General features: G+C 71.1%; 23 protein-coding genes and 1 pseudogene. 13 read left to right on the top strand and 11 right to left on the bottom strand.

Annotation, left to right across the window (positions count from 1 at the left end):
* Nucleotides 1-25 precede the first annotated feature (25 nt).
* Complete coding sequence (locus OG714_RS24805) at nt 26-1,279, bottom strand: threonine/serine exporter ThrE family protein (RefSeq protein ID WP_406124148.1); 1,254 nt, start codon at nt 1,277-1,279, stop codon at nt 26-28.
* 208 nt (nt 1,280-1,487) lie between these two features.
* Between OG714_RS24805 and OG714_RS24800 the strand changes: the two genes are divergently transcribed.
* From OG714_RS24800 to OG714_RS24790, 3 genes are read left to right on the top strand one after another with little or no spacing between them, the layout of a single operon-like run.
* The gene (locus OG714_RS24800) at nt 1,488-2,972 is read left to right on the top strand and encodes an APC family permease (RefSeq protein ID WP_406131935.1); all 1,485 of its coding nucleotides are present in this window, start codon (nt 1,488-1,490) and stop codon (nt 2,970-2,972) included.
* Nucleotides 2,969-3,406 carry a hypothetical protein gene (locus OG714_RS24795; RefSeq protein ID WP_406124146.1) on the top strand — a complete coding sequence of 146 codons (438 nt, stop codon included), beginning with the start codon at nt 2,969-2,971 and terminating at the stop codon, nt 3,404-3,406. Before OG714_RS24800 ends, OG714_RS24795 begins: the two co-directional genes overlap by 4 nt.
* A gap of 5 nt (nt 3,407-3,411) precedes the next feature.
* Nucleotides 3,412-4,764: a dipeptidase gene (locus tag OG714_RS24790; protein WP_406124145.1), complete on the top strand. Its 1,353-nt coding sequence runs from the start codon at nt 3,412-3,414 to the stop codon at nt 4,762-4,764.
* A 6-nt stretch (nt 4,765-4,770) separates the two neighbouring features.
* Here OG714_RS24790 and OG714_RS24785 read toward each other — a convergent pair whose 3' ends face one another.
* A complete protein-coding gene (locus tag OG714_RS24785) occupies nt 4,771-5,262 on the bottom strand; it encodes a hypothetical protein (protein ID WP_406124143.1) in 492 nt (163 codons plus the stop codon).
* 157 nt (nt 5,263-5,419) lie between these two features.
* On the opposite strand from OG714_RS24785, the gene OG714_RS24780 reads away from it, so the two are divergent.
* The 4 genes from OG714_RS24780 (at nt 5,420) to OG714_RS24765 (ending at nt 9,280) form a co-directional block, all read left to right on the top strand.
* Complete coding sequence (locus tag OG714_RS24780; RefSeq protein WP_406124141.1) at nt 5,420-6,700, top strand: hypothetical protein; 1,281 nt, start codon at nt 5,420-5,422, stop codon at nt 6,698-6,700.
* A gap of 72 nt (nt 6,701-6,772) precedes the next feature.
* A complete protein-coding gene (locus OG714_RS24775) occupies nt 6,773-7,288 on the top strand; it encodes a hypothetical protein (protein WP_406124140.1) in 516 nt (171 codons plus the stop codon).
* Nucleotides 7,289-7,427: 139 nt separating this feature from the next.
* Nucleotides 7,428-8,165: a response regulator transcription factor gene (locus OG714_RS24770; protein ID WP_406124138.1), complete on the top strand. Its 738-nt coding sequence runs from the start codon at nt 7,428-7,430 to the stop codon at nt 8,163-8,165.
* A 2-nt stretch (nt 8,166-8,167) separates the two neighbouring features.
* On the top strand, nt 8,168-9,280 hold the full coding sequence (locus tag OG714_RS24765; protein WP_406124136.1) for a sensor histidine kinase: 1,113 nt from the start codon (nt 8,168-8,170) through the stop codon (nt 9,278-9,280).
* Nucleotides 9,281-9,371: 91 nt separating this feature from the next.
* Here OG714_RS24765 and OG714_RS24760 read toward each other — a convergent pair whose 3' ends face one another.
* Together OG714_RS24760 and OG714_RS24755 are read right to left on the bottom strand one after the other, a co-directional pair.
* A complete protein-coding gene (locus tag OG714_RS24760) occupies nt 9,372-9,743 on the bottom strand; it encodes a DUF6479 family protein (protein WP_406124135.1) in 372 nt (123 codons plus the stop codon).
* 10 nt (nt 9,744-9,753) lie between these two features.
* Nucleotides 9,754-11,289 (bottom strand): FAD-dependent monooxygenase, encoded by a 1,536-nt coding sequence (locus OG714_RS24755; protein WP_406124134.1) that lies wholly within the window; start codon nt 11,287-11,289, stop codon nt 9,754-9,756.
* A gap of 142 nt (nt 11,290-11,431) precedes the next feature.
* On the opposite strand from OG714_RS24755, the gene OG714_RS24750 reads away from it, so the two are divergent.
* Nucleotides 11,432-12,064 (top strand): TetR/AcrR family transcriptional regulator, encoded by a 633-nt coding sequence (locus OG714_RS24750; RefSeq protein WP_406124133.1) that lies wholly within the window; start codon nt 11,432-11,434, stop codon nt 12,062-12,064.
* A gap of 108 nt (nt 12,065-12,172) precedes the next feature.
* Here OG714_RS24750 and OG714_RS24745 read toward each other — a convergent pair whose 3' ends face one another.
* Nucleotides 12,173-14,113, bottom strand: a complete 1,941-nt coding sequence (locus OG714_RS24745; RefSeq protein WP_406124131.1) for a YncE family protein — start codon at nt 14,111-14,113, stop codon at nt 12,173-12,175.
* A 242-nt stretch (nt 14,114-14,355) separates the two neighbouring features.
* Here OG714_RS24745 and OG714_RS24740 point away from each other — a divergent pair, with 242 nt between their 5' ends.
* Nucleotides 14,356-14,889 carry a hypothetical protein gene (locus OG714_RS24740; RefSeq protein WP_406124129.1) on the top strand — a complete coding sequence of 178 codons (534 nt, stop codon included), beginning with the start codon at nt 14,356-14,358 and terminating at the stop codon, nt 14,887-14,889.
* A gap of 30 nt (nt 14,890-14,919) precedes the next feature.
* Here OG714_RS24740 and OG714_RS24735 read toward each other — a convergent pair whose 3' ends face one another.
* On the bottom strand, nt 14,920-16,050 hold the full coding sequence (locus OG714_RS24735; RefSeq protein WP_406124127.1) for an acyltransferase family protein: 1,131 nt from the start codon (nt 16,048-16,050) through the stop codon (nt 14,920-14,922).
* A gap of 165 nt (nt 16,051-16,215) precedes the next feature.
* Here OG714_RS24735 and OG714_RS24730 point away from each other — a divergent pair, with 165 nt between their 5' ends.
* Both OG714_RS24730 and OG714_RS24725 read left to right on the top strand, forming a co-directional pair.
* Entirely contained in the window at nt 16,216-17,751 is a 1,536-nt protein-coding gene (locus OG714_RS24730) for a PH domain-containing protein (protein WP_406124125.1), read from the top strand.
* Nucleotides 17,752-17,791: 40 nt separating this feature from the next.
* Nucleotides 17,792-18,007, top strand: a pseudogene (locus OG714_RS24725) (IS630 family transposase); the annotation flags it as partial.
* 98 nt (nt 18,008-18,105) lie between these two features.
* Here the strand turns inward: OG714_RS24725 and OG714_RS24720 are convergent.
* Genes OG714_RS24720 through OG714_RS24700 form a run of 5 tightly spaced genes read right to left on the bottom strand, consistent with a single transcriptional unit; the run spans nt 18,106 to nt 21,016 of the window.
* Entirely contained in the window at nt 18,106-18,456 is a 351-nt protein-coding gene (locus OG714_RS24720; RefSeq protein WP_406124124.1) for an antibiotic biosynthesis monooxygenase family protein, read from the bottom strand.
* On the bottom strand, nt 18,453-19,076 hold the full coding sequence (locus OG714_RS24715; RefSeq protein ID WP_406124122.1) for a TetR/AcrR family transcriptional regulator: 624 nt from the start codon (nt 19,074-19,076) through the stop codon (nt 18,453-18,455). Before OG714_RS24715 ends, OG714_RS24720 begins: the two co-directional genes overlap by 4 nt.
* Nucleotides 19,077-19,103: 27 nt before the next feature.
* Nucleotides 19,104-19,826 carry an alpha/beta fold hydrolase gene (locus tag OG714_RS24710; protein ID WP_406124120.1) on the bottom strand — a complete coding sequence of 241 codons (723 nt, stop codon included), beginning with the start codon at nt 19,824-19,826 and terminating at the stop codon, nt 19,104-19,106.
* Nucleotides 19,823-20,218: a nuclear transport factor 2 family protein gene (locus tag OG714_RS24705; RefSeq protein ID WP_406124119.1), complete on the bottom strand. Its 396-nt coding sequence runs from the start codon at nt 20,216-20,218 to the stop codon at nt 19,823-19,825. The genes OG714_RS24710 and OG714_RS24705 overlap by 4 nt, the downstream gene beginning before the upstream one ends.
* Before the next feature lie 48 nt (nt 20,219-20,266).
* Nucleotides 20,267-21,016, bottom strand: coding sequence for an SDR family oxidoreductase (locus tag OG714_RS24700; protein WP_406124117.1), 750 nt, complete (start codon nt 21,014-21,016; stop codon nt 20,267-20,269).
* Between the two features lie 232 nt (nt 21,017-21,248).
* Here OG714_RS24700 and OG714_RS24695 point away from each other — a divergent pair, with 232 nt between their 5' ends.
* Together OG714_RS24695 and OG714_RS24690 are read left to right on the top strand one after the other, a co-directional pair.
* Nucleotides 21,249-22,091 carry a helix-turn-helix transcriptional regulator gene (locus OG714_RS24695; protein WP_406131934.1) on the top strand — a complete coding sequence of 281 codons (843 nt, stop codon included), beginning with the start codon at nt 21,249-21,251 and terminating at the stop codon, nt 22,089-22,091.
* A 281-nt stretch (nt 22,092-22,372) separates the two neighbouring features.
* Entirely contained in the window at nt 22,373-23,563 is a 1,191-nt protein-coding gene (locus OG714_RS24690) for a beta-ketoacyl-ACP synthase III (protein ID WP_406124115.1), read from the top strand.
* Nucleotides 23,564-23,652: the final 89 nt, after the last annotated feature.

Genomic DNA, 23,652 nt, shown 5'->3' with positions numbered 1-23,652 from the left:
TGGCTTGACCCCAACACCCCTGTCCCTACGGCGACTTCCGCCCCCGTCCCTCCGTCAGTGCCGCCCCGAACACCATCCCCACCGCGATCGCCGTGACGATCGTGACCAGTTTCAGCAGGTCGCGGAAGCCCTCGATGACGTGCCCGCCCGCCAGTGTCGTCAGGCCGCGCATGCCGAGGGAGCCGACGGTGAGGGTGAAGAAGGCGGGGAGGAGCAGGACCAGGCGGGGCGGGCGGTGCTCGGAACGGGCCAGGAGTGTCGCCGCCGCCGACAGCACCGCCGCCGCCACGAACGTTCCGCCGACCTCCCCCACCAGCTTCGTGAACAGCGACTGCACGCCCACCGTGACGTAGACGAGGACGAGCAGGGGCCAGTACAGGCGGCGCGGGACGGCGAAGGCGAGGACCGTGCCCGCGGTGAACACGATCCAGCCCAGGAACAGTGCCCAGCGCGCCATGTCGGAGTCCGCCGCGATGTCCCAGAGGGAATGCGTGGAGGTGCCCGTGGCGACCACGCCCAGCATCACGCCCAGATACAGCTGCACCAGCAGGAACACGGCGTAGACGAGGCGGATCGCGCCGGTGGTGATGAGGCCGGCGGCCAACTCGGCGGTGGCCGCGCTCAGATAGTCGCCGGGGACGAAGTAGAAGAGGGCGGGCAGCATCAGCAACACCGGGCCGCCGTGGGACGGTTCGCGGGCGAACACCTCAAGGGCCACCACCGAAACGGTCGTTGAGACGAACAGCGGCAACACCTTGGCCAGATGCGGGAGTCGGTCCGCCGCGATCGCCAACGCCGCCGCGATCGCGGCCAGTACCGCCGTCGACCCGACCTCGTACCAGGTGGGCTGCATGAGCGGGGCGAAACCCAGTGAGAACAGCACGATGCCGAGGAACTTGAGCGGCCAGGAGTAGGGGGCGGGGGCCGATTCGATCCTGGTCAGCCGTCGGGTCGCCTCCGTGACGGCGAGGCGACCCGCCACGACATCCGTGAGCAGCGGTTTCAGCGCGGTCACCTGGTCCAGGCGGAACACCTCGGGGAAGCCGCGCACCGTCACGGTCCGCGTCCCGCCCCCGGCGGTGACCGTGAGCGCCGCCGCGTCCGGCACCAGCAGGAGCGAGGCCTCGCCGCCCAGGGCGCGTGCCGCCGACCGTACGGAGTCCTCGATCAACTCGGCGCCCTCACCGCTGGACCGCAGCAGCAGGCCGGTCAACCTGGCCAGGAACGCGGTGAGTTCGTCCAGTTCGTCGAGCGCGGGGGCTGTGCGCTGTCGCTCCACGACCACCTCCCTCACGTAGACCACGGATACGCAGACCACGGATACGCAGACCACAGGTACGCAGACCACGGGCATGACCAGCCTGAACGCTCCCCACCCCACCGGCACCCCGGGCCCCCGCCCCTCACCCGAACGGCCCACCCCGACCTGCGCCCGCCCGCCCCCGCGCCGAGCCTGGCACCATCCCCGCAACCCCTTGGGAGGGCCCGTGGCCTCGATGGACGTCCCCGCCGACCTGCCGAAGCCGGTGCCGGCGGCTCGTACGGCGGCGAGAGCCCGGCCCGCGCCCACCCTGACCTGGGTCACCCTCGCGCTGATGACGACCTCGTCGGTGGCCAGTCTGCGGGCCGCGCCGACGATGGCCGTGTACGGGCTGGCCTGCGTGTTCCTCTACCTCGTCCCGGCGGTCGTGTTCCTGCTGCCGACCGCGCTGGTCTCGGCGGAACTCGCCTCCGGCTGGAGCGGCGGTGTCTACCGCTGGGTCAGCGAGGGGCTGACGAAACCGCTCGGATTCCTCGCCGTGTGGTGCCAGTTCGCGATGACGATCTTCTACTACCCGAGCCTGCTCGCCTTCGTCGCGAGCACCATCTCGTACGTCATCGACCCGGCCCTCGCCTCCAACGGCCTCTACACCGCGATCGTCATCATGGTCCTGTACTGGACGGGGGTGTGGGTGTCGTCCCGTGGGACCAAGGCCCTTGCCGGACTGTCCAGTTGGGGGCTGATCATCGGAACTCTCGTACCGGGCACCATCCTTGTGGTGCTCGGCATGGTCTTCCTCGCCCAGGGGAACCCGTCGGCCGCCCCGATGACGTCGAGCCATCTGCTGCCCGAGTGGACGGGCCTCGCCAGCCTCGTCCTCATCGTCAACAACTTCCTCTCCTACTCCGGCATGGAGATGAACGCCGTCCACGTGTCGTCGCTGAAGGACCCGGCGAAGGAGTACCCCAAGTCGATGTTCCTGGCGATGGGGTTGGTGCTGCTGATCTTCATCCTGCCCGCGCTGGCGATCAGTTGGGTGGTGCCGTCGGACCAGACGAGCCTCACCGCCGGTGTGATGCAGGCGTTCAACGCGTTCTTCTCGTACTTCCACATCGGCTGGATGACCCCGATCGCCGCCGTGATGCTGGTCTCCGCGTCGCTCGGCGGCATGCTCACCTGGCTGGCCGGACCGTCCAAGGGCCTGCTGGAGATCTCCCGCAGCGAGGGCTATCTCCCGCCGTTCCTCCAGAAGTTGAACCGGTTCGGGGTGCAGCAGAACATCCTCGTCACCCAGGGCGTCGTCACGACGGTCATCGCCCTCGGGTACGCGTTGCTCCCCAACGTCTCCAACGTGTACTGGATCTTCTCGACCATCACCACGCAGGTGTACCTGATCGTCTACCTGCTGATGTTCGTCGCCGCGATGAGGCTCCGGAAGACACAGCCCGACCATCCGCGCGGCTACCGCGTCCCCGCCCTCCATCTCCTGTGCACCGTCGGCCTGTTGGCCTCGATCGCCGCGCTCGCGATCGGCTTCGTCCCGCCCTCGCAGTTCGGCGGCGGCAGCGTCTGGTCGTACGTCGGGATCATCGGTGGCGGTCTGGTGATCCTCGGCCTGCTGATCCCGTGGGCGTTCCTCAAGTTCCGCAAACCCGGCTGGCGTACGACCGCGCCCGCGGAGGACGGGACGACGGCTGGTGATGTCGCATGAGCCCCACCAAGTTCGCCTCCGAGCACCGGTGGATCTACGTCGGTGCGATCGTCCTGCTCGTCGCACTCGCCGTCGTCGGTGTCATCCAGTACGACAGCGTGAAGACCTCCAACAAGGCGACGGACAAGGCGAATCAGCTCGCCGACGCCGCGGTGGCCGCCGGCTATTCGCGCCCCGACACCAAGACGGTCGCGCGGGCGCTGGGCACCGACGGCGGGATCGTCTGCAAGGACCCCGGCAGCGCCCTGAAGTCGGCCCTGTGGAAGATCAACGTGTCCAACGGGGCCGCGTTCGTCGGCCAGCGGCCGGTCATCGGTGACTCGCAGGCGCTGCGGGCCGAGGCCAAGATCCTGGAGATCTACTGCCCGGACAAGCTGCACAAGATCCAGGACAAGATCGACGACCTGAAGACCGACGACACGGTGAGGGACTGATCACGATGGCCGAACTGGCTTCCCGCATAGCCGGGTTGATGCCCCGCGCGCAGGCCGACCTCACCGAACTCGTCGCGATCCCGTCCGTCGCCGACCCCCGCCAGTACCCGCCCGAGGAGTGCCACAAGGCCGCCCAGTGGGTCGCCGACGCCTTCACCGAGGCGGGCCTGCGGGACGTGCACCTCGCGGAGACCCCGGACGGCAGCCACGCCGTGATCGGCCACCGCCCGCCTCCGCCCGGCGCCCCCACCGTCCTCCTCTACTGCCACTACGACGTCCAGCCCCCGCTCGACGACAAGGCGTGGACCACCCCGCCCTTCACGCTCACCGAGCGCGACGGCCGCTGGTACGGACGCGGCACCGCCGACTGCAAGGGCAACATCGTCATGCACCTCACCGCCCTGCGCGCGCTGGGCGAAGACCTCCCGGTCGGGCTGAAGTTCGTCGCGGAGGGCTCGGAGGAGCAGGGCACGGGCGGCCTGGAGCAGTACGTCGCCCAGCACCCCGAGAAGTTCCTCGCGGACGCGCTGCTGATCTGCGACACGGGCAACGCGGCGGTCGGCGTCGGCACGGCGACCACCACCCTGCGCGGGCTCGCGAACGTCGTCGTCACCGTCAACACCCTTGCGGGCGAGGTCCATTCGGGCATGTTCGGCGGCCCGGCCCCCGACGCCCTCGCCGCCCTCATCCAGCTCCTCGCCTCGCTCCGCGACCCGGAGACGGGCGCCACGGTCGTCAACGGCCTGGACTGCGAGGGGACTTGGGAGGGCGTCGGCTACGACGAGCGACAGTTCCGTACGGACGCGGGCGTCCTGGACGGCGTACGGCTGACCGGCACCGGAACCGTCGCCGACCGCCTCTGGTCGCGCCCCGCCGTCACCGTCCTCGGCATCGACTGCCCGCCGGTCGTCGGCTCGGCCGCGGCCGTACCGGCGACCGCCCGCGCCCGTGTCAGCCTGCGCGTCCCGCCCGGCACGGACCCTGGCGCCGCCCGCGAGGCACTCAGCAAACACCTTACGGACGCGGCCCCTTGGGGTGCGAAGGTGACCGTCGAGACGGAGGGCACGGGCTCCCCGTTCCGCGCGGCCACGGACGGCCCGGCGTACACCGCACTCGGCACCGCGATGGAGCAGGTCTACGGCAAACCCCTCGCCTTCCTCGGCCAGGGCGGCTCCATCCCGCTCTGCAACGTCCTCGCCGAGACCTACCCCCGCGCCGAGATCATCCTCATGGGCGTCGAGGAACCCCGCTGCCTCATCCACGCCCCGAACGAGAGCGTCGACCCCTCCGAGATCGAGCACATGGCGCACGTGGAGGCGCTGTTTCTACGGGAGTTCGCGAAGGCGCAGCGGCACTAGAAGGACTCAGTAGCGCAGCGCCGTGCCGACGGTCGCCTTCACACCGCCCGACAGCCTGCGGTTGCTGCGGGCGGTCGCCGTGGCGGACTTGTGGGACGGGACGTCGGAGACGGTGACGACGACGGTGTCGAGGAGATTGCCGCCCTCGTCCTTGAACTCGACCTGTACGGCGAAGGACTTGGCCGAGCCGTCGGTGTTGTCGGCGGTGACCTCTACGGTGCTGCGGCCGGCCGAGTCCGTTGCGGGGGCGCCGAGTTGGACGGCGTCCTTCGCGTCGACGCCGTTCTTCACGTCGTCGAGCCTGCGGCCGGCCTCGGCGGTCGCCGAGGCGATCGCGCCGGTGGCCTGCGCGCCGATGGACGCGACGGCGGACGCGGCCTTGCTGGCGACGGAGGAGGGACCGCTGTCGTCGGAACAACCGGTCAACCCGGCCAGACCGGTCAGGCCGAGGGTGACAGCCGCCGCCGCCCGTACCGCACCGCGCCTGTTCCAGGCCATGTCGCCTCCATGAGTCGGGTCGTCCCGCAGGTCGTCCCTCCAGTGAAGGTCCGATGCCCTGCGGCCGCATGCCGGCGTCACCCGAACGGCACCGCACTGCTCGCGGCCCCGGGCCATCGGGGGTGCGCTGGCAGTCACACGCGCGGAGGAGGCAGGGGTGACGGAACTCGACCGGCTGCGGGCGCGGGTGGCCGAACTGGAGGCGGAGCGGAGGCCGCGGCACCGGGTGCGTTCGCTGGTCGCCGTGGTGCTGGTGGTCCTGGGGTGCGTCCTCGCGCCACTCGGCGTCGTGGCCGCCTGGACGGCGGACACGGTGGGGGACACGGACCGCTATGTGAAGACGGTCGCACCGCTCGCCTCCGACCCGGACATCCAGAACGCCGTGGCGAACCGGGTGACGTCGGCGGTGATGGACCACCTCGACCTCACCGCGCTCCTCTCCGGCGCGGCGCCCGACCAACGCCCGCTGCTGGAAAAGGCGTTGGGGGCGCTGGGCGGTTCGCTGGAGGACTCGGTCCGGGCGTTCGTCCACGACAAGGCGCAGGCGGTCGCCGCCTCGGACGCCTTCGCCACGATCTGGAAGGACGCGAACCGCCGTGTCCACAGCACTGTGGACAAAGCCCTGACCGGCAGCGGGGGCGGTGCGGTACGGCTCGACGACGGCGCGGTGACGCTGGACGTGGGCCCGGTGGTGGACCAGGTGAAACAGCGGCTGGTCGACGAGGGGATGACGGTCGCCGGGAAGATCCCCGAGATCCACACGTCGATCACGCTGCTCAAGAGCGACGACCTGGGCAAGTACAAGACGTACTTCCGCCTCCTCCAACTCGCCGGTACCTGGCTGCCGTTGGTGGCCGTACTGCTGGTCGCGGCGGGCGTCCTGCTGGCGCGGCGGAGGCGGCGCGCGCTGGTCACCGGCGCGCTGGGCGTCGCCGCCGCGACGGCTGTGCTGGGCATCGCGCTACGGATCTTCCGCGCCGTCTACCTGGACGCGCTCCCGGCGGGCGTGTCACCGGCGGCCGCGGCCGCGGTGTACGACGCGCTGACCCGGTTCCTGCACACGAGCGTACGGATGGTCGTGGCGCTGGGCGTGGTCGTCGCACTGGGCGCCTGGCTGACGGGTCCTGGCCGCCGGGCGGGTCTCGTACGACGGCTGTGGACGTCCGGGATCGGGGCGGTGCGGGCGGTGGCCGACGGGGCGGGGCTGCGTACGGGGCCGGTGGGGCCGTTCGTGCGCCGGTACCGGGTGTGGATCAGCTGGGTGCTGGTGGGCGCGGCGCTGCTGGCGTATCTGCTGTGGTCGTATCCGACGGGGTGGGTGGTGGTCGGGCTGGGGCTGGCGGTGCTGTTCGGGCTGGCGGTGGTGGAGTTCCTGGCGGCGGAACCGGGGCCGGGGCCGGAACCGGGGGCCGTGTCGGGTGTCACCCGTTCGGCGTAACTCCCCTGGTGGAGGGGCTGCCCCGGCCGGATGGTCGAAGCACCACACACCACAGAGAGGTGGGGTACGGCCATGACCCAGCAGCCGCACTCGACGCAGCAGCCGCACTCGCCGTCCGCCGGCGGCGAGGAGAAGCCCCCGGTCTGGAACGACTCCGGCCAGGCCCCCGGCACCCGAGGCTACGGACCGCCCCCGGGCGGCAGCGGCCTCGCGATGGGCGGCGCGGTCTTCGCCGGTGTCCTGATGCTGATGAACGGCGTCATCGCCATCCTCCAGGGCATCTCCGCACTGGCCAAGGACGACGTCTACACCCGCGTCGGCGACTACGTCTACAGCATCAACCTCACCGGCTGGGGCGTCATCCTGCTCTGCCTCGGCGCCGTGGGCGCGATCACCGGCTGGGGCATCCTCCGAGGCATGAGCTGGGCCCGCGTCTGCGGCATCGTCCTCGCCAGCCTCAGCGCCATCCTCCAGTTCATGTTCCTCCCGTACGCCCCCGTCTGGTCGGTGATCATGATCGCGGTCGACGTGTTCGTGATCTGGGCACTGGCGGTCTACAGCCCGGCGCGGGCCGGGGCGCAGCAGTAGGGCGACCGCGCAACAGCAGGTCGGCGCGCGCAGCCGTAGGTCGGTCCGGGGCGCCGGAGGTTCTTACGAAACAGGGACGTCCGGCGTCCTGAGCCGGTGCGGGCGGCATCGGCGGGGGATGTGGTGCGAGGCTGGCGGTATGCAGCAGCCGTACGAGAAGGTCGGGAAGGCCGAGGGGGCGGTCGGCGCCCGTGTCCTGGTGGTCGACGACGATCCGACCGTCGCCGAAGTCGTCTCCGGGTATCTGGATCGCGCCGGGTATGTCGTGGAGCGGGCCGCGGACGGGCCGGAGGCGCTGGCCCGGGCCGACGCGCACTGGCCCGATCTGGTCGTGCTCGATCTGATGCTGCCGGGGATGGACGGGCTGGAGGTCTGCCGGCGGATGCGGGGGCGTGGGCCCGTGCCGGTGATCATGCTGACCGCCCGGGGGGACGAGGACGACCGGATCCTGGGGCTGGAGGTCGGCGCCGACGACTACGTCACCAAGCCGTTCAGCCCGCGGGAGCTGGTGCTGCGGGTGGAGTCGGTGCTGCGGCGGTCCCGGTCGCCCGTCGGGCCCGCGACCCCGCTCAGCGCCGGGGGGCTGACCCTCGACCGGGCCTCCCGCCGCGCCACCAAGGACGGGGCCGAACTCACCCTCACCCACCGGGAGTTCGATCTCCTCGCCTTCTTCCTGAAGCACCCGGGGCGGGTGTACGGGCGGGAGGACCTGATGCGCGAGGTGTGGGGGTGGGACTTCGGTGACCTGTCGACCGTGACCGTGCATGTGCGGCGGTTGCGCGGGAAGGTCGAGGACGATCCGGGGCGGCCGCAGTTCATCCAGACGGTGTGGGGGATCGGGTACCGCTTCGATCCCACCGGCACCGAGGGGGGATGATCATGCGTGACGCCCTGCTCATCGCCCTGTTCGCCTTTCTCGGGGCCGCTGCCGCCGGTGTGCTCGGTGCCGGCGCCCTGTGGTTGCTGCGCCGACGGTCGCTCACCGCGTCCGTGTCCGTCGTCGCCGCGGTCGCCGTGACCGCGATGCTCGCCGGGACGCTGGCCGTCGCGCAGGCGATGTTCCTGTCCCGGCACGATCTGTCCGTGGTGACGACCGTGGTCGCGATGGCCGCCGTCGTCTCCCTGCTCACCGCCCTGCTGCTCGGCCGCTGGGTCGTCGCCCGCAGCCGTGAACTCGCCCTCGCCGCCCGTGACTTCGGTGACGGCGGCGACTACTTCGCCCCCGTGCGGCCCGCCACCGCCGAACTCGCCGACGTCAGCCGCGAGTTGGCCGCCACCAGTGCCAAGCTCGCCGAATCCCGCGACCGCGAGCGGGCGTTGGAGTCGTCACGGCGTGAACTCGTCGCCTGGATCTCGCACGACCTGCGCACCCCGCTGGCCGGTCTCCGCGCGATGTCCGAGGCCCTGGAGGACGGGGTCGCCGCCGACTCCGGCCGCTACCTCCGCCAGATCCGCACCGAGGTGGAACGCCTCAACGACATGGTCGGCGACCTCTTCGAACTCTCCCGCATCCACGCCGGCTCCCTCGCTCTCACCCGCTCCCGGATGTCCCTGTACGACCTGATCGGCGACGCCCTCGCCGGCGCGGACCCGCTCGCACGCGAGCACGGCGTACGGCTGGTCGGCGACCGGATCGAACCGGTGCCCGTCGAGGTCGACGGCAAGGAGATGAGCCGGGTGCTGGGGAATCTGCTGGTCAACGCGATCCGGCGGACGCCCGCCGACGGCACGGTGGCCATCGCCGCCGAGCGGTCCGCCGACGGGGTCGTCCTGTCCGTGACCGACGGGTGCGGTGGGATTCCCGAGGACGATCTGCCGCGGGTCTTCGACACCGGATGGCGCGGCACGCATGCCCGGACCCCGCCCGCCGGGGCCGGGCTCGGACTCGCCATCGTGCGCGGGATCGTCGAGGCGCATCAGGGACGGGCCGCCGTACGGAACGTGTCGGGCGGCTGCCGGTTCGAGGTGACGTTGCCTGCGGCGGAGGCGTGAGGCCACACGGCCACACGGCCACACGGCCACACGGCCACACCGTCACTCGGTCACACCGTCACGCGGTCACACAGTCACCCGCCGGTCACGGTCACACGTGGCCTATGCCGCCCCCGCCGAAGGAACCGCTCCTCCCGGGCAGCCAGCGCAGCCGGCTCTGGTCCTTGCCCGTTCTGGTTCCGGAGTGATGGAGCTGGTACGGCATCAGCCGCTCCTTCTCCTGTGAGGCGACGGGCATCTCGTCGGGTTCCCGCATCTCGCGCATCTCGTGGACGGCGCCGCCGACGGGGAGGTGGGGCTGCTCCTCGGGGAGCGGCCGGGGAAGTTCCTGGTCCCGGATCTTCATGCCGAAATGTATGGCCCAGACCAGTGCGCCCGCGATCACCAGGCCACCGAGGAAGGCGGCGCCCACGTCGAGGGTGTTGTGCGACGCGGCCAGCAGTTCATACGTTGCCATGCTCATACTCCGAGTATCACTCTTTTGGGGGGAATGTGGTGATCTGTGACAGGTAGCTCGTCACCTCGGCCGGGTCCCGGGTCAGCAGTGCCACGTGGTTGTCGGGGCGGATCAGGACGAGTGCCGGGCCGGTGACGCCGTACGCCCGCCGCGCGTGCCCCTCGTGGTCCCGCAGGTCACCGCCGTCCACGGTGCACGCCTGGAGCAGGTCGTCGTGCTCGGCCGCCAACTTGCCCACCGCGTCGGCGACTTCGGTGCCGAAGCCGAGCAGGGTGAAGCGGGGGTCCGCGTACAGCTGGAAGAGCCGGACCGGGTTGCCCGAGGCGTCCAGGCAGGGGGCGTCGGGGGCGCGGTCGCCGGGGCGCAGGACGGCGGGGTCGCCGGTGGTGGCGGGGGTGGTCGCGGCGGCGAGGGAGCTCCAGCGGTAGCCGGTGCCCATCGGGGGCGGGGCGGCGGCCTCCACACCGACGCCGGGTTCCTTGACCGCTTCGAGCACGCGGGCGTACAGCTCGGTGCTGACGCCCAGGGTCCAGGCGGCCACCGGGAGGCGCTCCTCCTCGTAGGTGTCCAGGAGTCCGGGTCCGGCCCGCCCGGCGGTCGCGAGGGCGAGCTTCCAGCCCAGGTTGTAGGCGTCCTGGATACCCGTGTTCATGCCGAGTCCGCCCGCGATCGGGTGGACGTGGGCGGCGTCCCCGGCCAGGAAGACCCGGCCGGCGCGCATCCGGTCGGTCATGCGGACGTTGACCCGCCAGACGGAGAGCCAGGTCGGGTCGGTCAGCGTGATGCCGGGCACGCGCGCGTACCGGTCGAAGATCCGCTGGAAGCTCTCCAGCGTGGGCGGCAACACCTCACCGCTCGCGTCGAGTTCGGGACTCGCCTGGAACTGGAAGGAGTTCGTGCCGGGCATGGGGCACAGCGCCACCCCGCCCCCGTCCGACGTGAACCACTGGTGCCAGACGTCCCGGCCGATTCCCTCGGCCTCGACGTCCCCGACGACCATCGACTGGGTCTCCTCCGTCGTACCGTCGAAGCGCGCCCCCATCGCCTTGCGCACCCGGCTGCGCCCGCCGTCGCAGCCGACCAGATGGCCGGCCCTGATGCGCTCCCCGTCGGCGAGGACGGCCGTGACACCGTCCGCGTCCTGCTCGAACCCGGTGACCTCCGTGCCGGGTTCGACGGTGACCCCGAACTCGGCGAGCCGTTCGCGCAGGAGTTCCTCCACCTGCCACTGCCCTATGAGGACCCCTCGCTCGTACGGCGCGTCGGGTGTGGGGCGGGCGTCCGCGAAGGGGTCGGTGTCGTTCACGTGCGCGCCGTCGAAGTACTTGCGGAACGGCAGCCGTGTCGTCCCGGTGGCGAGGGCGCGCCCGGTGACACCGACGTCCTCCAGGACCTCCAGGGTGCGTGGTTGCAGCCCCTTGCCCCGGGACTCCCGGTGCGGGACCGGGGCCGCGTCCACGATCCGCACCCCCGCGCCGCGCCGGGCCAGCTCGATGGCAAGGGTGAGGCCGGTGGGTCCGGCGCCCACGATCAGGACGTCGTCGTCGCTCATGGCGGTCCTCTCGTCGTCGTTGCGTCCAGTCGCATCGAACTGCTTCCAGGGAACACCGGACGAGAAGAAAATGCAACCAGGTCTCAGAAGATTCTCGGTCTCATCCGAACCCGAGTCTCACTCGCCTGGTAAAGTGATCGGCATGGACGAACCCGCCGGTCTGCGCGAGCGCAAGAAGGAACGCACGCGGAACCTCATCGCGCAGGAAGCCCTGCGCCTCTTCCGCGAGAAGGGCTTCGACGAGGTGTCCGTCGTCGAGGTCGCGGCGGCGGCCGAGATCTCCAAGGCCACGCTGTTCCGGTACTTCCCGACCAAGGAGGACCTGGTCCTGCACCGCTTCGCCGACCACCTGGGCGAAGCGGCGCGCGTCGTGGGCGAGCGCCCGCCCGGCCAGACCCCCACGGCCGCCCTGCGCGCCCACTTCCTTGCCCGCCTCGCCGCACGCGACCCGATCACCGGCCTGAACGACCACCCGGACGTGCTCGGCTTCATGGACCTGCTGTACGGCACGCCGAGCCTCCAGACCGGTCTGGTGCAGCGCTTCCGGAGCCAGGAGATCGACGCGCTCGCCGACGCCCTCCCCGGCTCCGGCGGCTCCACCCCGTTCATCCGCCGCCTGGCCGCGACCCACCTGATCGCCGCACAGCAGGAACTGGCCCTGGAGAACTGGCGGACGATGGCCTCCGGCCGCACCGCCGCCGACGCGTACGACGACGCGGTCAGCGCCGCGGAGGGGGCGTACGGACAGCTCATGACGGGCCTGGACGCGGTGTAGCCGCCGAACATGCGGGCAGCTCCGCCCGAGGACCTCTGGTCGTCGAGACGGAGCTGCCGTGCACCGATGAAGCTCGGTGAACTTCTATGAACTTCTGTGAACCGGGGGCTAGTTGGAGAAGTACAGGTACTTCCAGCCGGTGTACGTCGTCGAGTTGACGTTGTCGCCGGACGAACCGTTGATGTACGCGGCCCGGATGCGGGCCTTGATGCCGGACTCGCCGGGGGCGCCGAGGTTCACGGCGACCTTGCCGTTCGTGCCCAGGCCGAAGTACTCGGAGTCGGAGTCGTACCACCGGCCGTTGTAGTAGACCTGCAGGTCGAGCCGCTCCTGGCGGTTCTGGTAGTAGGTCATCGTCGTGGTGACGACCGGCGCCGAGTTCTTGTGGAACCAGTAGTACGACGTCGAGCCGATCTTCGCCTTCTTGTAGTGCTTGGTGATCGCGGTGGAGACCTTGACCTTGGCGTACGCCGTGGCCTTCACCGTCTTGGACGCGTACCGGGCGTCACCGGCGAAGACCGCGGAGACGGCGGTGTCGCGGGTCATGTCCACGGTCACCGTGATGTTGCCGCTGGAGTTGACCTTGCCGGTCTTGACCAGCTTCTTCGGCTTGTCGCCGCCGAAGGGGTCCGAGTAGATCGCGACCGTGCGGTTCTTGTACGTCTTGCCGAGGTGCGCGGTGAACTTCACGTCGGCGCCGTACGAGTACAGCTTGCCGTTGTTGTTCAGGCTCAAGGTCGTCGCCGAGCGGGAGACGGCGACCTTGTCGGAGGCGCTGACCGCCGCGTGCCCGGCGTCGCCCGCGTAGCTCACCTTGTACGTGACGGTGCCGCCGGCCGGCGGGGTGTCGGTGAAGGAGTAGGTGCCGTTCGCCTTCACCGTGACGGTGGGCAGCGCCTTGCCCTTCGTGGACTCCAGGTCGGTGCGCGTGACCTGGAGCTTCGCGCCGGCGGGCAGCGCGACCGTCGCCGAGAGCTTGCCGGTGACGGTGAGCTTCTTGGCGCGCGGCGCGGAGGAGGGGGCGTTGACCGTGAGGGTCGGGACGTTCTTCTCCGGGTCGGTCAGCGCCTTGAGCGTGTAGCCGCCGCCGGACTTCCCGACGAGCGCGAAGATCCGGGAGTTGTCCGGGGCCCAGGTCAGGTCGGCCGTGCCGTAGGAGCCGATGCCGTACGTGCGGATGGCCTTCGTGGCGTTCGGCTTGTACGTCATGATCGAGTTGCCGCTGACCGACGCGACCGTCCCGTCCGGGGCGATGTCGGCGTTCTGGCCGCTCGGGTAGGTGCCGGCCTGCGTGAACTTTCCGTCCGCGTAGGCGTCCCGCACCGAGCCGTTGACCAGCACCTCGTCGGCGCCGGGCACCAGGTCGATGTCGTAGATACCGCTGTTGAGCGTGTAGTCGCGGTTGTAGTAGGCGACCGTCTGCGGGGTGGCGCCGGAGACGTCCAGGACGGCCATCGAGTCCGTGGAGATGCCCGTCTCGCCGACGGCCAGCGTGCCCGGCCGGGACGCGGCGGTGTCGAGGAAGCCCGGGTCCCAGATCGAGACGCCCGCGGGCATCTGTCCGAGCGTGACCGGGTCGGTGCCGCTCGCCGGGTCCGTCGCCGGGTCGACCGAACCGAGGTTGCCGTCCCACTGGTCGCCGTAGGTGAACCACACCTTGCCGGCGGAGAAGGCGAGGTGACGCGGGCCCTCGCCGGTGGTGACCGGGTAGCGGGCCTTGACGTCGAGGGTGGCCGCGTCGAGCGCCACGATCTCGTGCGTGCCCTGGGCCGCCGCGTACACGGTCGCCCCGTCGTCGGACACGGTCAGCGCGCTGACCCCGCTGATGCCGCCCGCCGAGGCGAGGACGTTGCCCGAGTAGTCCGTGGCCGCGACCGTCCCGGCCGAGCTGTCGCCGACGAACACCCGCTTGAGGGCGCCGTCCGCGACGAGACCGCCGGGCGCGGCCACGTTGGCGGTGGCCGCCGAGGCCGTACCTGTCGCTACGACGCTGAGCGCCGCCGAACCGAAAAGGACCGCGAGCGCTGTCGCGGTCGAGATGCTGCGCATCCGCACCTGTCTGTTCCCCCCACAAGGAAAACCGGTCCGGGGACCGGGAGTTGAGAGCGCCGCGCAACACCCGGACGTGACCGCGGATGAGAGACGCGGTGACGCGCGGGGCGCGGCTGCTGGGAGCAGCGTATGACATGGCTGTGACAGCTGGGAAAGGAGTTATGGGGTTGTCGCGCACGCGCGCTGTTTGGGAGGCTCGCGCTCGCCATGACGAGGGGGCGTTCAACGAGGGGACGTTGATGAGTGCTGTGACCGGGCGGCGGCGGGTGCCGGTGTGGCTGGGGGTCGGTGTGGTCGTGCTCGCGGCGGTGGGCGGCGGGGGTACCTGGCTGCTGCGGGACGAGTTGTTCCATCCGCTCGGGGACGCCCGGGCGTGCGACGGGAGCGACCTGCGGCTGCCGGGCGTGATCACCGCAGGAGGCGCGACCCTTCCGGCCGACGCCTCCGACATCCACTACCTCACCCGGAACGGCAGCGTCGAGGTCACGTTCCTGAGCCGCAGGACACCGGACTATCTGCACCGCGCGGGCATCCTCCCGGAGGGGAAGGCCCTGTTCGACCAGAAGTACGGGACCAAGGGCGAGGCGGGGAACGCGGACGAGAAGATCGCGCTGCCGGACGGCCTGTGCGGCACCTCCCTGCGGGTCCCCGTCTGGCAGTACCACTCGACGGCCGCCAACGGCACCTCCGTCGACGTCACCGTCGAGCGGTCCACCCTGTTCCAGGACGCGCTCCGCTCGCCGGCCCGGGCCGTGGTCACCTTCACGTCCTGAGACCGGCCCGCCGATCCACCCCAACCATCCCTACGGGCGGGCCAGTTCGGCCGCGTCACGGCGGAAGGCCCACCGCAGCTCCGGTTCCATGGCGAAGCGGAAGAGCCGCCGCACCGGCGGGGTGCACAGCGCGGTCACGACGACCGCGGCGACCACGGTCACCGTGACCTCGCCGAGGGGGCCTCGCATCCACGAAGGGTCGTACCAGCCCCAGGACTTGGCGCCCTGCGCGACGAAACCGTGCAGGAGATAGCCGTAGAGCGTGCCCGCGCCCAGTGCGGTGAACCAGGTGCGGCGGCGCGGCACCCAGGCGAGGAAGCAGGCGACCAGGAGCGTCGAGCAGACGAAGACGGCCGGCGTCATCAGGGGCCCTTCCCAGGCGGGCGCGCCGAGTTGCTCCGCGCTCGCGTTGTGGAACAGCCAGGCGTAGTCGAAGCGCGGGACCGCCCAGTACGCCACCGCGAGCGCGACCACGAACACCACTGCCGCCAACTGCCGTACCTCCGGCCGCCGTACGAGCTGGAAGTGCTCCGGCTTCAGGCACAGACCGAGCACGAAGTACGGCAGGAACTGCAACACCCGTTGCAGATCGAGGTCGTTGCCGATGGAGGGGGACAGCGTCGCCAGCATCGCGATGACCAGTGCCACCGCCAGCGGGTGCCGCACGTGCCGCCAGATCGGCGTGGTCAGCCGCCAGACGAACAGCGCCGCCAGGAACCACGTCAGATACAGCGGGTCCAACAGGCTGATGGCGCGGTCGGGTTGGTGGTCGGTCCAGCGCGTGTAGAGCGTGTACGCCGTCTCGAACACGACGTACGGCACGACAACTCCCCCCAGCAGCCGCCTGATCTGCGACGGGGTCGCCCGGAAGCTGCGCGAGAAGTACCCGGAGATCACGATGAACGCCGGCATGTGCACGGCGTAGACGAGCGTGTACAACGCGGTGACGCTACGGCTGCCGGAGCGCAGCGGCTCCCAGGAGTGACCGATCGCCACCAGCACGATCGCCAGGTATTTGGCGTTGTCGAAGAAGGGGTCGCGTTGCTTTCCGGGTCCGCGCTCCGCCGCGGGGACGGTGGCGGGGGTGGCGGACGGCAGGCTGGAGCCGTGGGCCTGGGTGGAGCCGGAGGTCTCGGCGGAGGCGGTGGGAGAAGCACGCATTCGGCTCGCCTCACCGCTTCGCGGCGGATCAAACATCTCCCGCGCCTCTTTTTTTCTCACCTTCTTCTCGCCCTCTCCTTGCCTCCTGTGAGCAACCTGGCCTGCCGGAACACTGCCGGAGATCGCACAAGCGCTTGCCGTACGGGGGCTGGAACAGTCGTCGCCATGACCGAAGTCCGTGAGGTGATCTACCGTCCCCGCTCGCGCCGCGCCCTGTGGTTCTGCGTCGCGTCCGGCGCGGCGGGGGCGGGCGCCGCGGGGGTGTGGACGGTGTACCGCGGGCCGGACGCGCTGTGGCTGACCGTCGGCGCGTCGCTCGCGTTCGTCGGACTCGTGGCGGTCCACCTGGTCACCGCCCGGGTGGACGCCGACGCGCACGGTCTGCGGTCGCGGACGTTGCTGCGGCGGTGGAGCGTGCCCTGGTACGACGTCGCGGACCTCCAGATACGGCTGCGGCACACCGGCAACTCGCGGGGCGGACAGACCCGTCGCGTCAGCGTGCTGCTGCGGGACGGCCGCCGACGGACGCTGCCCCTGCCGGTCGGCCGGCCCATCGAACTCGCGCATTTCCAAGCGCAGTTGACAGCTCTGCGGGCACTGCACCGCCGCTACGGAACCGACGTCCCGGAGTCGGCCCGCTTCCGCGTGGTCTCGGACCGTACCGCCGGGAGCGTGCCGGTCGTGGCGGCCGCCTGGTGCGCGGCGCTGCTGGTGTGCGCGGGCGTGGCCGCGGCGTTCGTGCCGGACGTCGCGGCCGATCAGCGGGCCTGGGACGCGGCGACCCCGTGCACCGCCGCGACACCGGTCGCGCAGCGCGGTGAGTGCCTGACCCACACCTCGGCCGTGATCGCCCGGACCGACCCCAACGGGCCCAAGAAGACCAGCTGGGTGTACTTCACCGACAACCGGCCGTTCGAGCGCCTGGCGGTTCCGATCGAGGCCGCCGAGGGGTTCCACGCCGGTGACAAGGTCCAACTCACCTTCTGGCGCGACGAGGTGAGGACCGTCAGCGGCTCGCGCTACGTCTGGCACCGGCACGTCCAGTCCGCCGGAGCACTGGCCGTCATCACGGCGCTCGCCGCCCTCGCCGCGGGCTACCCCGGCGCCCGGGTGCTGCTGAGCCTGCGCGGCCGCCGCCTCCCCGGCGACGAAGTCCTGCCCTCCGCCCTGCCGTTCACGCTCGTCCTCGCCGGTACGGCCCTGTGGCTGGTGCCCCTCTGCTACCTCCATCCCACGACCCTGTTCGCCTCGACCGCGACGATCACGTGGGCGGCGGCGGGCACGCTCGGCACGGCAGCGCTCTTCGTCCGGGCCTGGCGGGCCACCCGCGTCCGCCCACCCCGACCGGCCGAAGTGCCCGCCGCACTACCGGAGTTGGACGGGGAGGTGTTCCTGTCCGCCCGGTTCCTGGAGCACACCGACTACAACCCGCACGGCTTCGGCACCCACATCGCCCTCGGCGACGGCCCGCCCGCGGTGACCCCGGGCCCGGGCCGGTTCGCGGCCCGCCGGATCCCGGTGGAACGGCTCACCGTCCGGACGGTACGACGGGCGCGCGGCGGCGACGGCGACACCGTGCCCAGCGGCTGGCACATCGCCGAACTCGACGACGGGGGGCGGCCGGTGAGGCTCGCGGCGGCGCCGGACGACCTGGCGCTGGTGCTGCGCGAGCTGAGTACGGCTGTGCGCGAGCCGTCGTAGGGAGGCTGCTGTCAGGGTGTCGTGGAGGGCTGTTCCCGGGGCGTCGTGGGCGGACCCGATCGAGGCGCACGTCGGGCCGCTGCGGCAGTTCACCCTCGCCAACTCCCACCACCCCGACCACCCCGTCCGGACACGCGAGTCGCACCGATGTCCGCGCCGGCGCGACCAGAACGCCCGGCACCCCGACGTCCTGGCCGTCCAACGACGGGAGCGCGCCCGGTTCCGCAGCGAGAAAGGCATCCGGTTCGGCGGTCGCCCCATCGCCGCGGCGGCCCGACCGCCCTTCCTGATCCCAGGACACCATCCAGGTCACGGACGACCGCCCGCCCCGGTGATCGTTCCCGGTCGGAACCCCTAGCCCTCCTTGGGCCCCGCCTGCTGGACCACCTCGAACGTCCACAGCGTCGCGTCCGTCGCCGCGGGCTTGGGCCGCTCACCCTGCGCGGATCCCTCCCCGGACCCGCCCCCGGGCCCGCCCCGGTGCGCCGCCTGCCCCATCCCCGACATCCAGTTCTGGAAGTCCTCCTCGCCGCGCCAGCGCGTGTAGACGAGGTAGGTGTCGGTGCCCTCGACGGGGCGGAGGAGTTCGAACCACTCGAAGCCGTCCGAGCCGTCCACCGTGCCGGCCCGGTTCGCGAAGCGCTTCTCCAGCGTCTCGCGCTGCTCCTCGGGGACGGTGAGTACGTTGATCTTGACGATGCTCATGGGCCCATTCTCACAGTCGCCGTCGGCCCGGTTCCGTCGTGGGTCACCCGTCGCACCAGGTCCACCCAGGTGGCCTGGAGGCGGGCGACCGGGATGCCGCAGCCGACGTGCAGATAGTCCCCCGTCTCGAAGTTCGCGAAGGCGAGCAGCGCGTGCGCGAGCATGTCGGGGTCCGCGTCGACTCCCGTCTCCCGGAGGAGAGTTGAGACGTGGAGGTGGAAGGCGCGGCCGGTCTCGGAGGCGTGCCGGCGTTCGTGGAGGACCTGCCGGCCCAGCTCGGCGCCCAAGTCGGCGTCGGCGGTGACCCGTTCGATCAGGGCACTGCCGAACGCGGTCAGCCGGTCCCTCGCGGGCGCCCCCGGTCCCAGCGGCGGCGGACCCGAGGTGTACGCCTCGTGGAAATCGGCCTCGGCCTCACCGAGCAACGCGAGCAGCAGCCCGTCCCGGTCGCCGAACCGCCGGAACAGCGTGCCCTTTCCGACCCCGGCCGCCTCCGCCACCTCGTGCATCGTCACGTGCTCCGCGCCCCGTTCGTCCACCAGCCGGGCGGCGGCCTCCAGCAGCCGGACCCTGTTGCGGGTGGCGTCGGACCGTTCGGCGTGCTCTTCGGCCGGGTCCATCTCCGCCTCCTCTCCACTCACCGTCCGTCAGAAGAACCCGTCAGAAGAATCCGGCAGAAGAAAACGCCGTAGCGCCTCCTCGTACTCCCGCGGCCGGCTCCGATGGATCAGATGCCCGGCCCCCTCGATCGTCACCAGCCGACCTGCGGGAAGGCGCCGGGCGGCCTCGGCCAGACCCTCCTGCGGGGTGTAACTGCTCGCCCCGCCACCGATGATGAGGGTCGGAGCCGTGATCTTCGGGAGGTCGTTCCACCAGGCCGGATCGGGATGGTGGATCTGGTGGACGAGCGCGGTGGCCGCGGCGAGGTCGAAGGACGATGCCCCCGGGACCTCTCCGGAACTCTCCGGGAAGTCCACGTCGATGGGCGCGGTGTCCTCCCACACCATCCGTTCGACCCGCTCGGGCCGCCCCTCCGCGGACACGCACCCGACCCGCGCGCCCATGGAGTGACCGATCAGCGTGAAACGGTCCAGGCCGAGCGCGTCCGCGAACGCTTCGAGATCGGCGCCGCCCAGCTCGAAGGAGTAGGTGCCCGGCCAGACGCTCGCCCCGTGGCCGCGCTGGGTGAGCGCGAGCACGTGGAAGTGCCCGGCGAGGAAACGGGCGACCTCGTCCCAGTCCCGCGCGTCGTACATCAGCCCGTGCAGGAGAACGACGGGCGGCGCGTCCGGATCACCCGCCTCGCGGTAGTGGAACGCCCCCGCCCGCGAGAGCTCCACGGTGTGATCCCTGAAGACGGTCCCGGTCATGTGAGGCGGATGGAGCGCCGGGAGATGCGCCAGCCTTCGGGCGTACGGCGCACCTCGTCGTCGTAGACCACACTGATCACGGTGCCGCCGTCGACGACGCCCAGGCCCTTGGAGCGGACCCGCACCTCGTCACTCGACCCGCCCGTCCCTCCCGCCTCTTCCGACACGACCACGTTCGTCGTGTGATGGGCCCGCGCGTGCCCGGCCGCGCCCAGGACGGTGGTGATCGCCTCCAGTCCTACGGCCGGTTCGAAGCCGAAGGCGCTGCCGTCCCGGACCGCGTCCTCGGCGAGCACCTCACCGAGGCGGTCCAGCCGGTGGTCGTCCATGAGGTGGCCCCACAGCGCCAGGACCCTCGTGATGGCGACGGTGTCCTCGTTCGTGAGCTTCATCGCGTCAGTCCTTGCCGATCCTTGCCAGTCCTTGTCGTTCGATTTCCGTCAGACGCCGCTGAGCATCGCGAGGACGTTGTCGTACGAACCGTTCGACTCCGCGTCGCGCACGAACCGGGCGCGTTCCACGACGAGTTCCTTGGCGTCGGGGTCGGCCCGCAGCAGGTCGAGGGTCTCGGTGAGGAAGTCGCCCAGGGGCATCGAGTTCTCGTTGTCCTCCTGGTCCAGCATGGTCGTGCGCACGCCCGGCGGAGCCACCTCGATCACCTGGACGCCGGCGTCGGCCTGGGCGAGCTGCACGCGCAGGCTCTCGGAGAAGGAGTGCAGCGCGGCCTTCGGCGCGTTGTAGGTCGGGGTGATCGGCAGCGGGACGAACGCCAGCGCGGAGGTGACGTTCAGGACGGCCGCGTCGTCCTTGCCGGTCAGCAACGGCAGGAAGGCGTACGTCATCCGGATCGTGCCGAGCAGGTTGACCGTGACGTGGTCCTCGGCGACCGGGAGGGACGCCGGGTCGAGGAGGTTCTCGCGGAGCATGATGCCGGCGTTGTTGACCAGGACGTTCAGCGCGGGGTGGCTCGCGGCCACGGTCTTACGGGCCTGGGCGATCGAGTCGGGGTCCGTGACGTCGAGGACAAGCGCCTCGATGCCCGGGTGCTCGGCCGTGATCTCGTCGAGCAGTTCCCTGCGGCGGCCGGCGACGATCACCTTGTTGCCGGCCTCGTGCAGGCGCAGGGCCAGACCGAGGCCGATGCCCGAGGTGCCGCCGGTGATCAGGACGGTGTTGCCGGTCAGTTTCATGGGGGTCTCTCCTTGCAGGTCACAGGTCGTCGCTGCCTCGACCGTAGGAAGGCGGGCGCGGGGGCGGGAGAGGAAGGCTTGTCCATGGATCGGGGATCCCTGGCTGGGGTGACGGAAAGCGGCGACGATGGAGGCCGAGGCCGAGGTCGAGATCGACGGCGGAGGCCGACGGTCGAGGTCGACGCTGGAGATCGACGGTGGAGGTCTCCGACGAGGAAGGGCGCGGGCGGGCATGGAGCGGAAAGAGCTGGCGGAGTTCCTGCGACGGCGGCGCGAGGAGCTGCGACCCCGTGACGTGGGGCTGGTCGAGGGGCCGCGCCGGCGCACGCGGGGGCTGCGCCGCGAGGAGGTCGCCCAGCTCGCCGGCATGTCCACCGACTACTACGCCCGCCTGGAGCAGCAGCGCGCCCCGCAGCCGTCCGTGCAGATCACCACCGCCCTCGCGCGGGCCCTACGGCTCACCCCGGACGAGCGCGATCACCTCTTCACGCTCATCGGCCACAACGCCCCGGTCCGCTTCCAGCGCTCCGAGCACGTCAGCCCGGCGCTGCTGCGGGTCCTTGAGCGCCTGAACGACGACACCCCGGCGATCGTGCTCACCGACATGGCCGACACCCTCGCCATGAACCCGATCGCCACCGCGCTCCTCGGCGACCAGACGCGCCACACGGGCCTGGCCCGCAGCGCCTACTACCGCTGGTTCACCGACCCCGCCGACCGGCTGGTGTACCCGGAGGAGGACCACCCCCGGCACAGCCGCACCCAGGCGGCCCGTCTGCGCGCCGCGCTCACGGGCGGCGGCAGCGACCCCCGGGCGGCCCGGATCGTGGCCGAACTCCGGGAACGCAGCCCGGAGTTCGTCCGCGTGTGGGAACTCCAGGAGGTCGCCCAGCGCTACGGCGAGAGCAAGACGATCCTCCATCCCTCCCTCGGCCGTATCGACGTGGACGCGCAGGTCCTGTTCACCGAGAACCGTGCCCAGACCCTCGTGGTCATGACCGCCCGCCCCGGTACGGAGAGCCAGGGCAAGCTCGAACTCCTCTCCGTCATAGGGCATCAGCAGCTCACGCCCTGAACTCACTCCACAGCGCGCCGGGTTCGCGCCTCCTCCCCGAACTGACATGACCCCGGGGGCGGTTGTGCGTCGAACGGCCGCCTCCAACCGCCCTCTTTCGGGTGATCTACGGGGGACATAACAGACGTAACGTTTCCTCACTTCGCTCTCTGAGCTGCACGTTTGCGAAAAAAGCGCCGAAAGTGGTCACGTGTTCGCATCGCGTCACGCCCTCGCCGCGATCTTCTTCCGTTCTACAGTCGTGCACGCTCGTCCAAGATCACTTCCCCATCGAGGCGTGTGTGACCTTCCGACTGCCCAGCGCAGCCCCGCTCTTGAGAACGCCGCAGACGGCCGTCCTCGAGGGCATCGCCGGTTTCGTCCCCCCGGACGCGGTGCCGAACCACGCCCTGCCCGCGGCGTGGGACGTCGACGACGCCTGGGTCCGCAGACGCACCGGCATCGGCGAACGCCGCCGCGCGGCACCGGGTGTGACCACCGGCGACCTCGCACTGGAGGCGGCCGGCCGCGCACTCGCGATGGCCGGCGGACCCCTGGTCGACGCCGTGATCGTCGCCACCTCCACCCCCGACCGGCCGATGCCCGCCATGGCCCCCCGACTGACCACCCGCCTCGGCCTCGGCGAGATCGCCGCCTGGGACGTCTCCGCCGCGTGCAGCGGTTTCGTCTACGGCCTCGCCGCCGCCGTCGGCACCCTGACCTCGGGGTGTGCCGACCGTGTCCTGCTGGTCGCGGCCGAGGTGTACTCGACCCTGCTCGACCCGCAGGATCGTTCCGCCGGAATCCTGTTCGGCGACGGCGCGGCCGCGGTGGTCCTACGGCGTGGTGAGCGCGACGAGCCGGGTGCCGTACTGGCGCTGGACCTCGGCAGCGACGGCTCGGGCGAGGAGCTGATCCAGGTGCCCGGCGGTGGTGCGCGGGAACGCTCCCGACCCGGTGAATTCGGCCCGGACGACCGTTACTTCCGTATGCGGGGGCGCGAGGTGTTCCAGCATGCGGTGACCCGTATGACCCAGTCCGCCCACACCGTGCTCAAGCGCGCGGACTGGGCGGTCGGGGATGTGGACCGGTTCTGCGCCCATCAGGCGAACGCCCGCATCCTGTCCGCCGTCGGCGACCGCATCCCGGTACCCGGCGAACGGCACGTCACCAACATCGCGCGCGTCGGCAACACCGGCGCCGCGTCCATCCCGCTGGCCCTGGCCGACGCCGCCGCGCGGGGTGAACTCCGGCCGGGGGAGCGGCTGTTGCTGACCGCCTTCGGCGCCGGACTCACCTGGGGCTCGGCGGCCCTGGTGTGGCCGGAGCTACCGCCAGTGCCACACGTCGACACGGGCGACACGGGCGACACGAGTGACATGAGTGACATGAGCGTCAAGGGCGACGCGAGCGTCACAGATGCCGCGGCCGTACCCGCTGTCGACCCGGCCGTACCCGCCGCCGACCTGGCCCCACGGACCGAGATCGCCTGAGACCGACTTTGCCCGAGACCAGCCTCGTCTGATACCCACCCCGCTTGAAACCCGCCCTCGCTGAGACCAACCCGCCCGTCCCCGGGCGT

It is taken from the genome of Streptomyces sp. NBC_00989 (genome assembly GCF_045162655.1).
Lineage (GTDB): Bacteria > Actinomycetota > Actinomycetes > Streptomycetales > Streptomycetaceae > Streptomyces.
This window is presented reverse-complemented; position numbering and strand designations above follow the sequence as displayed.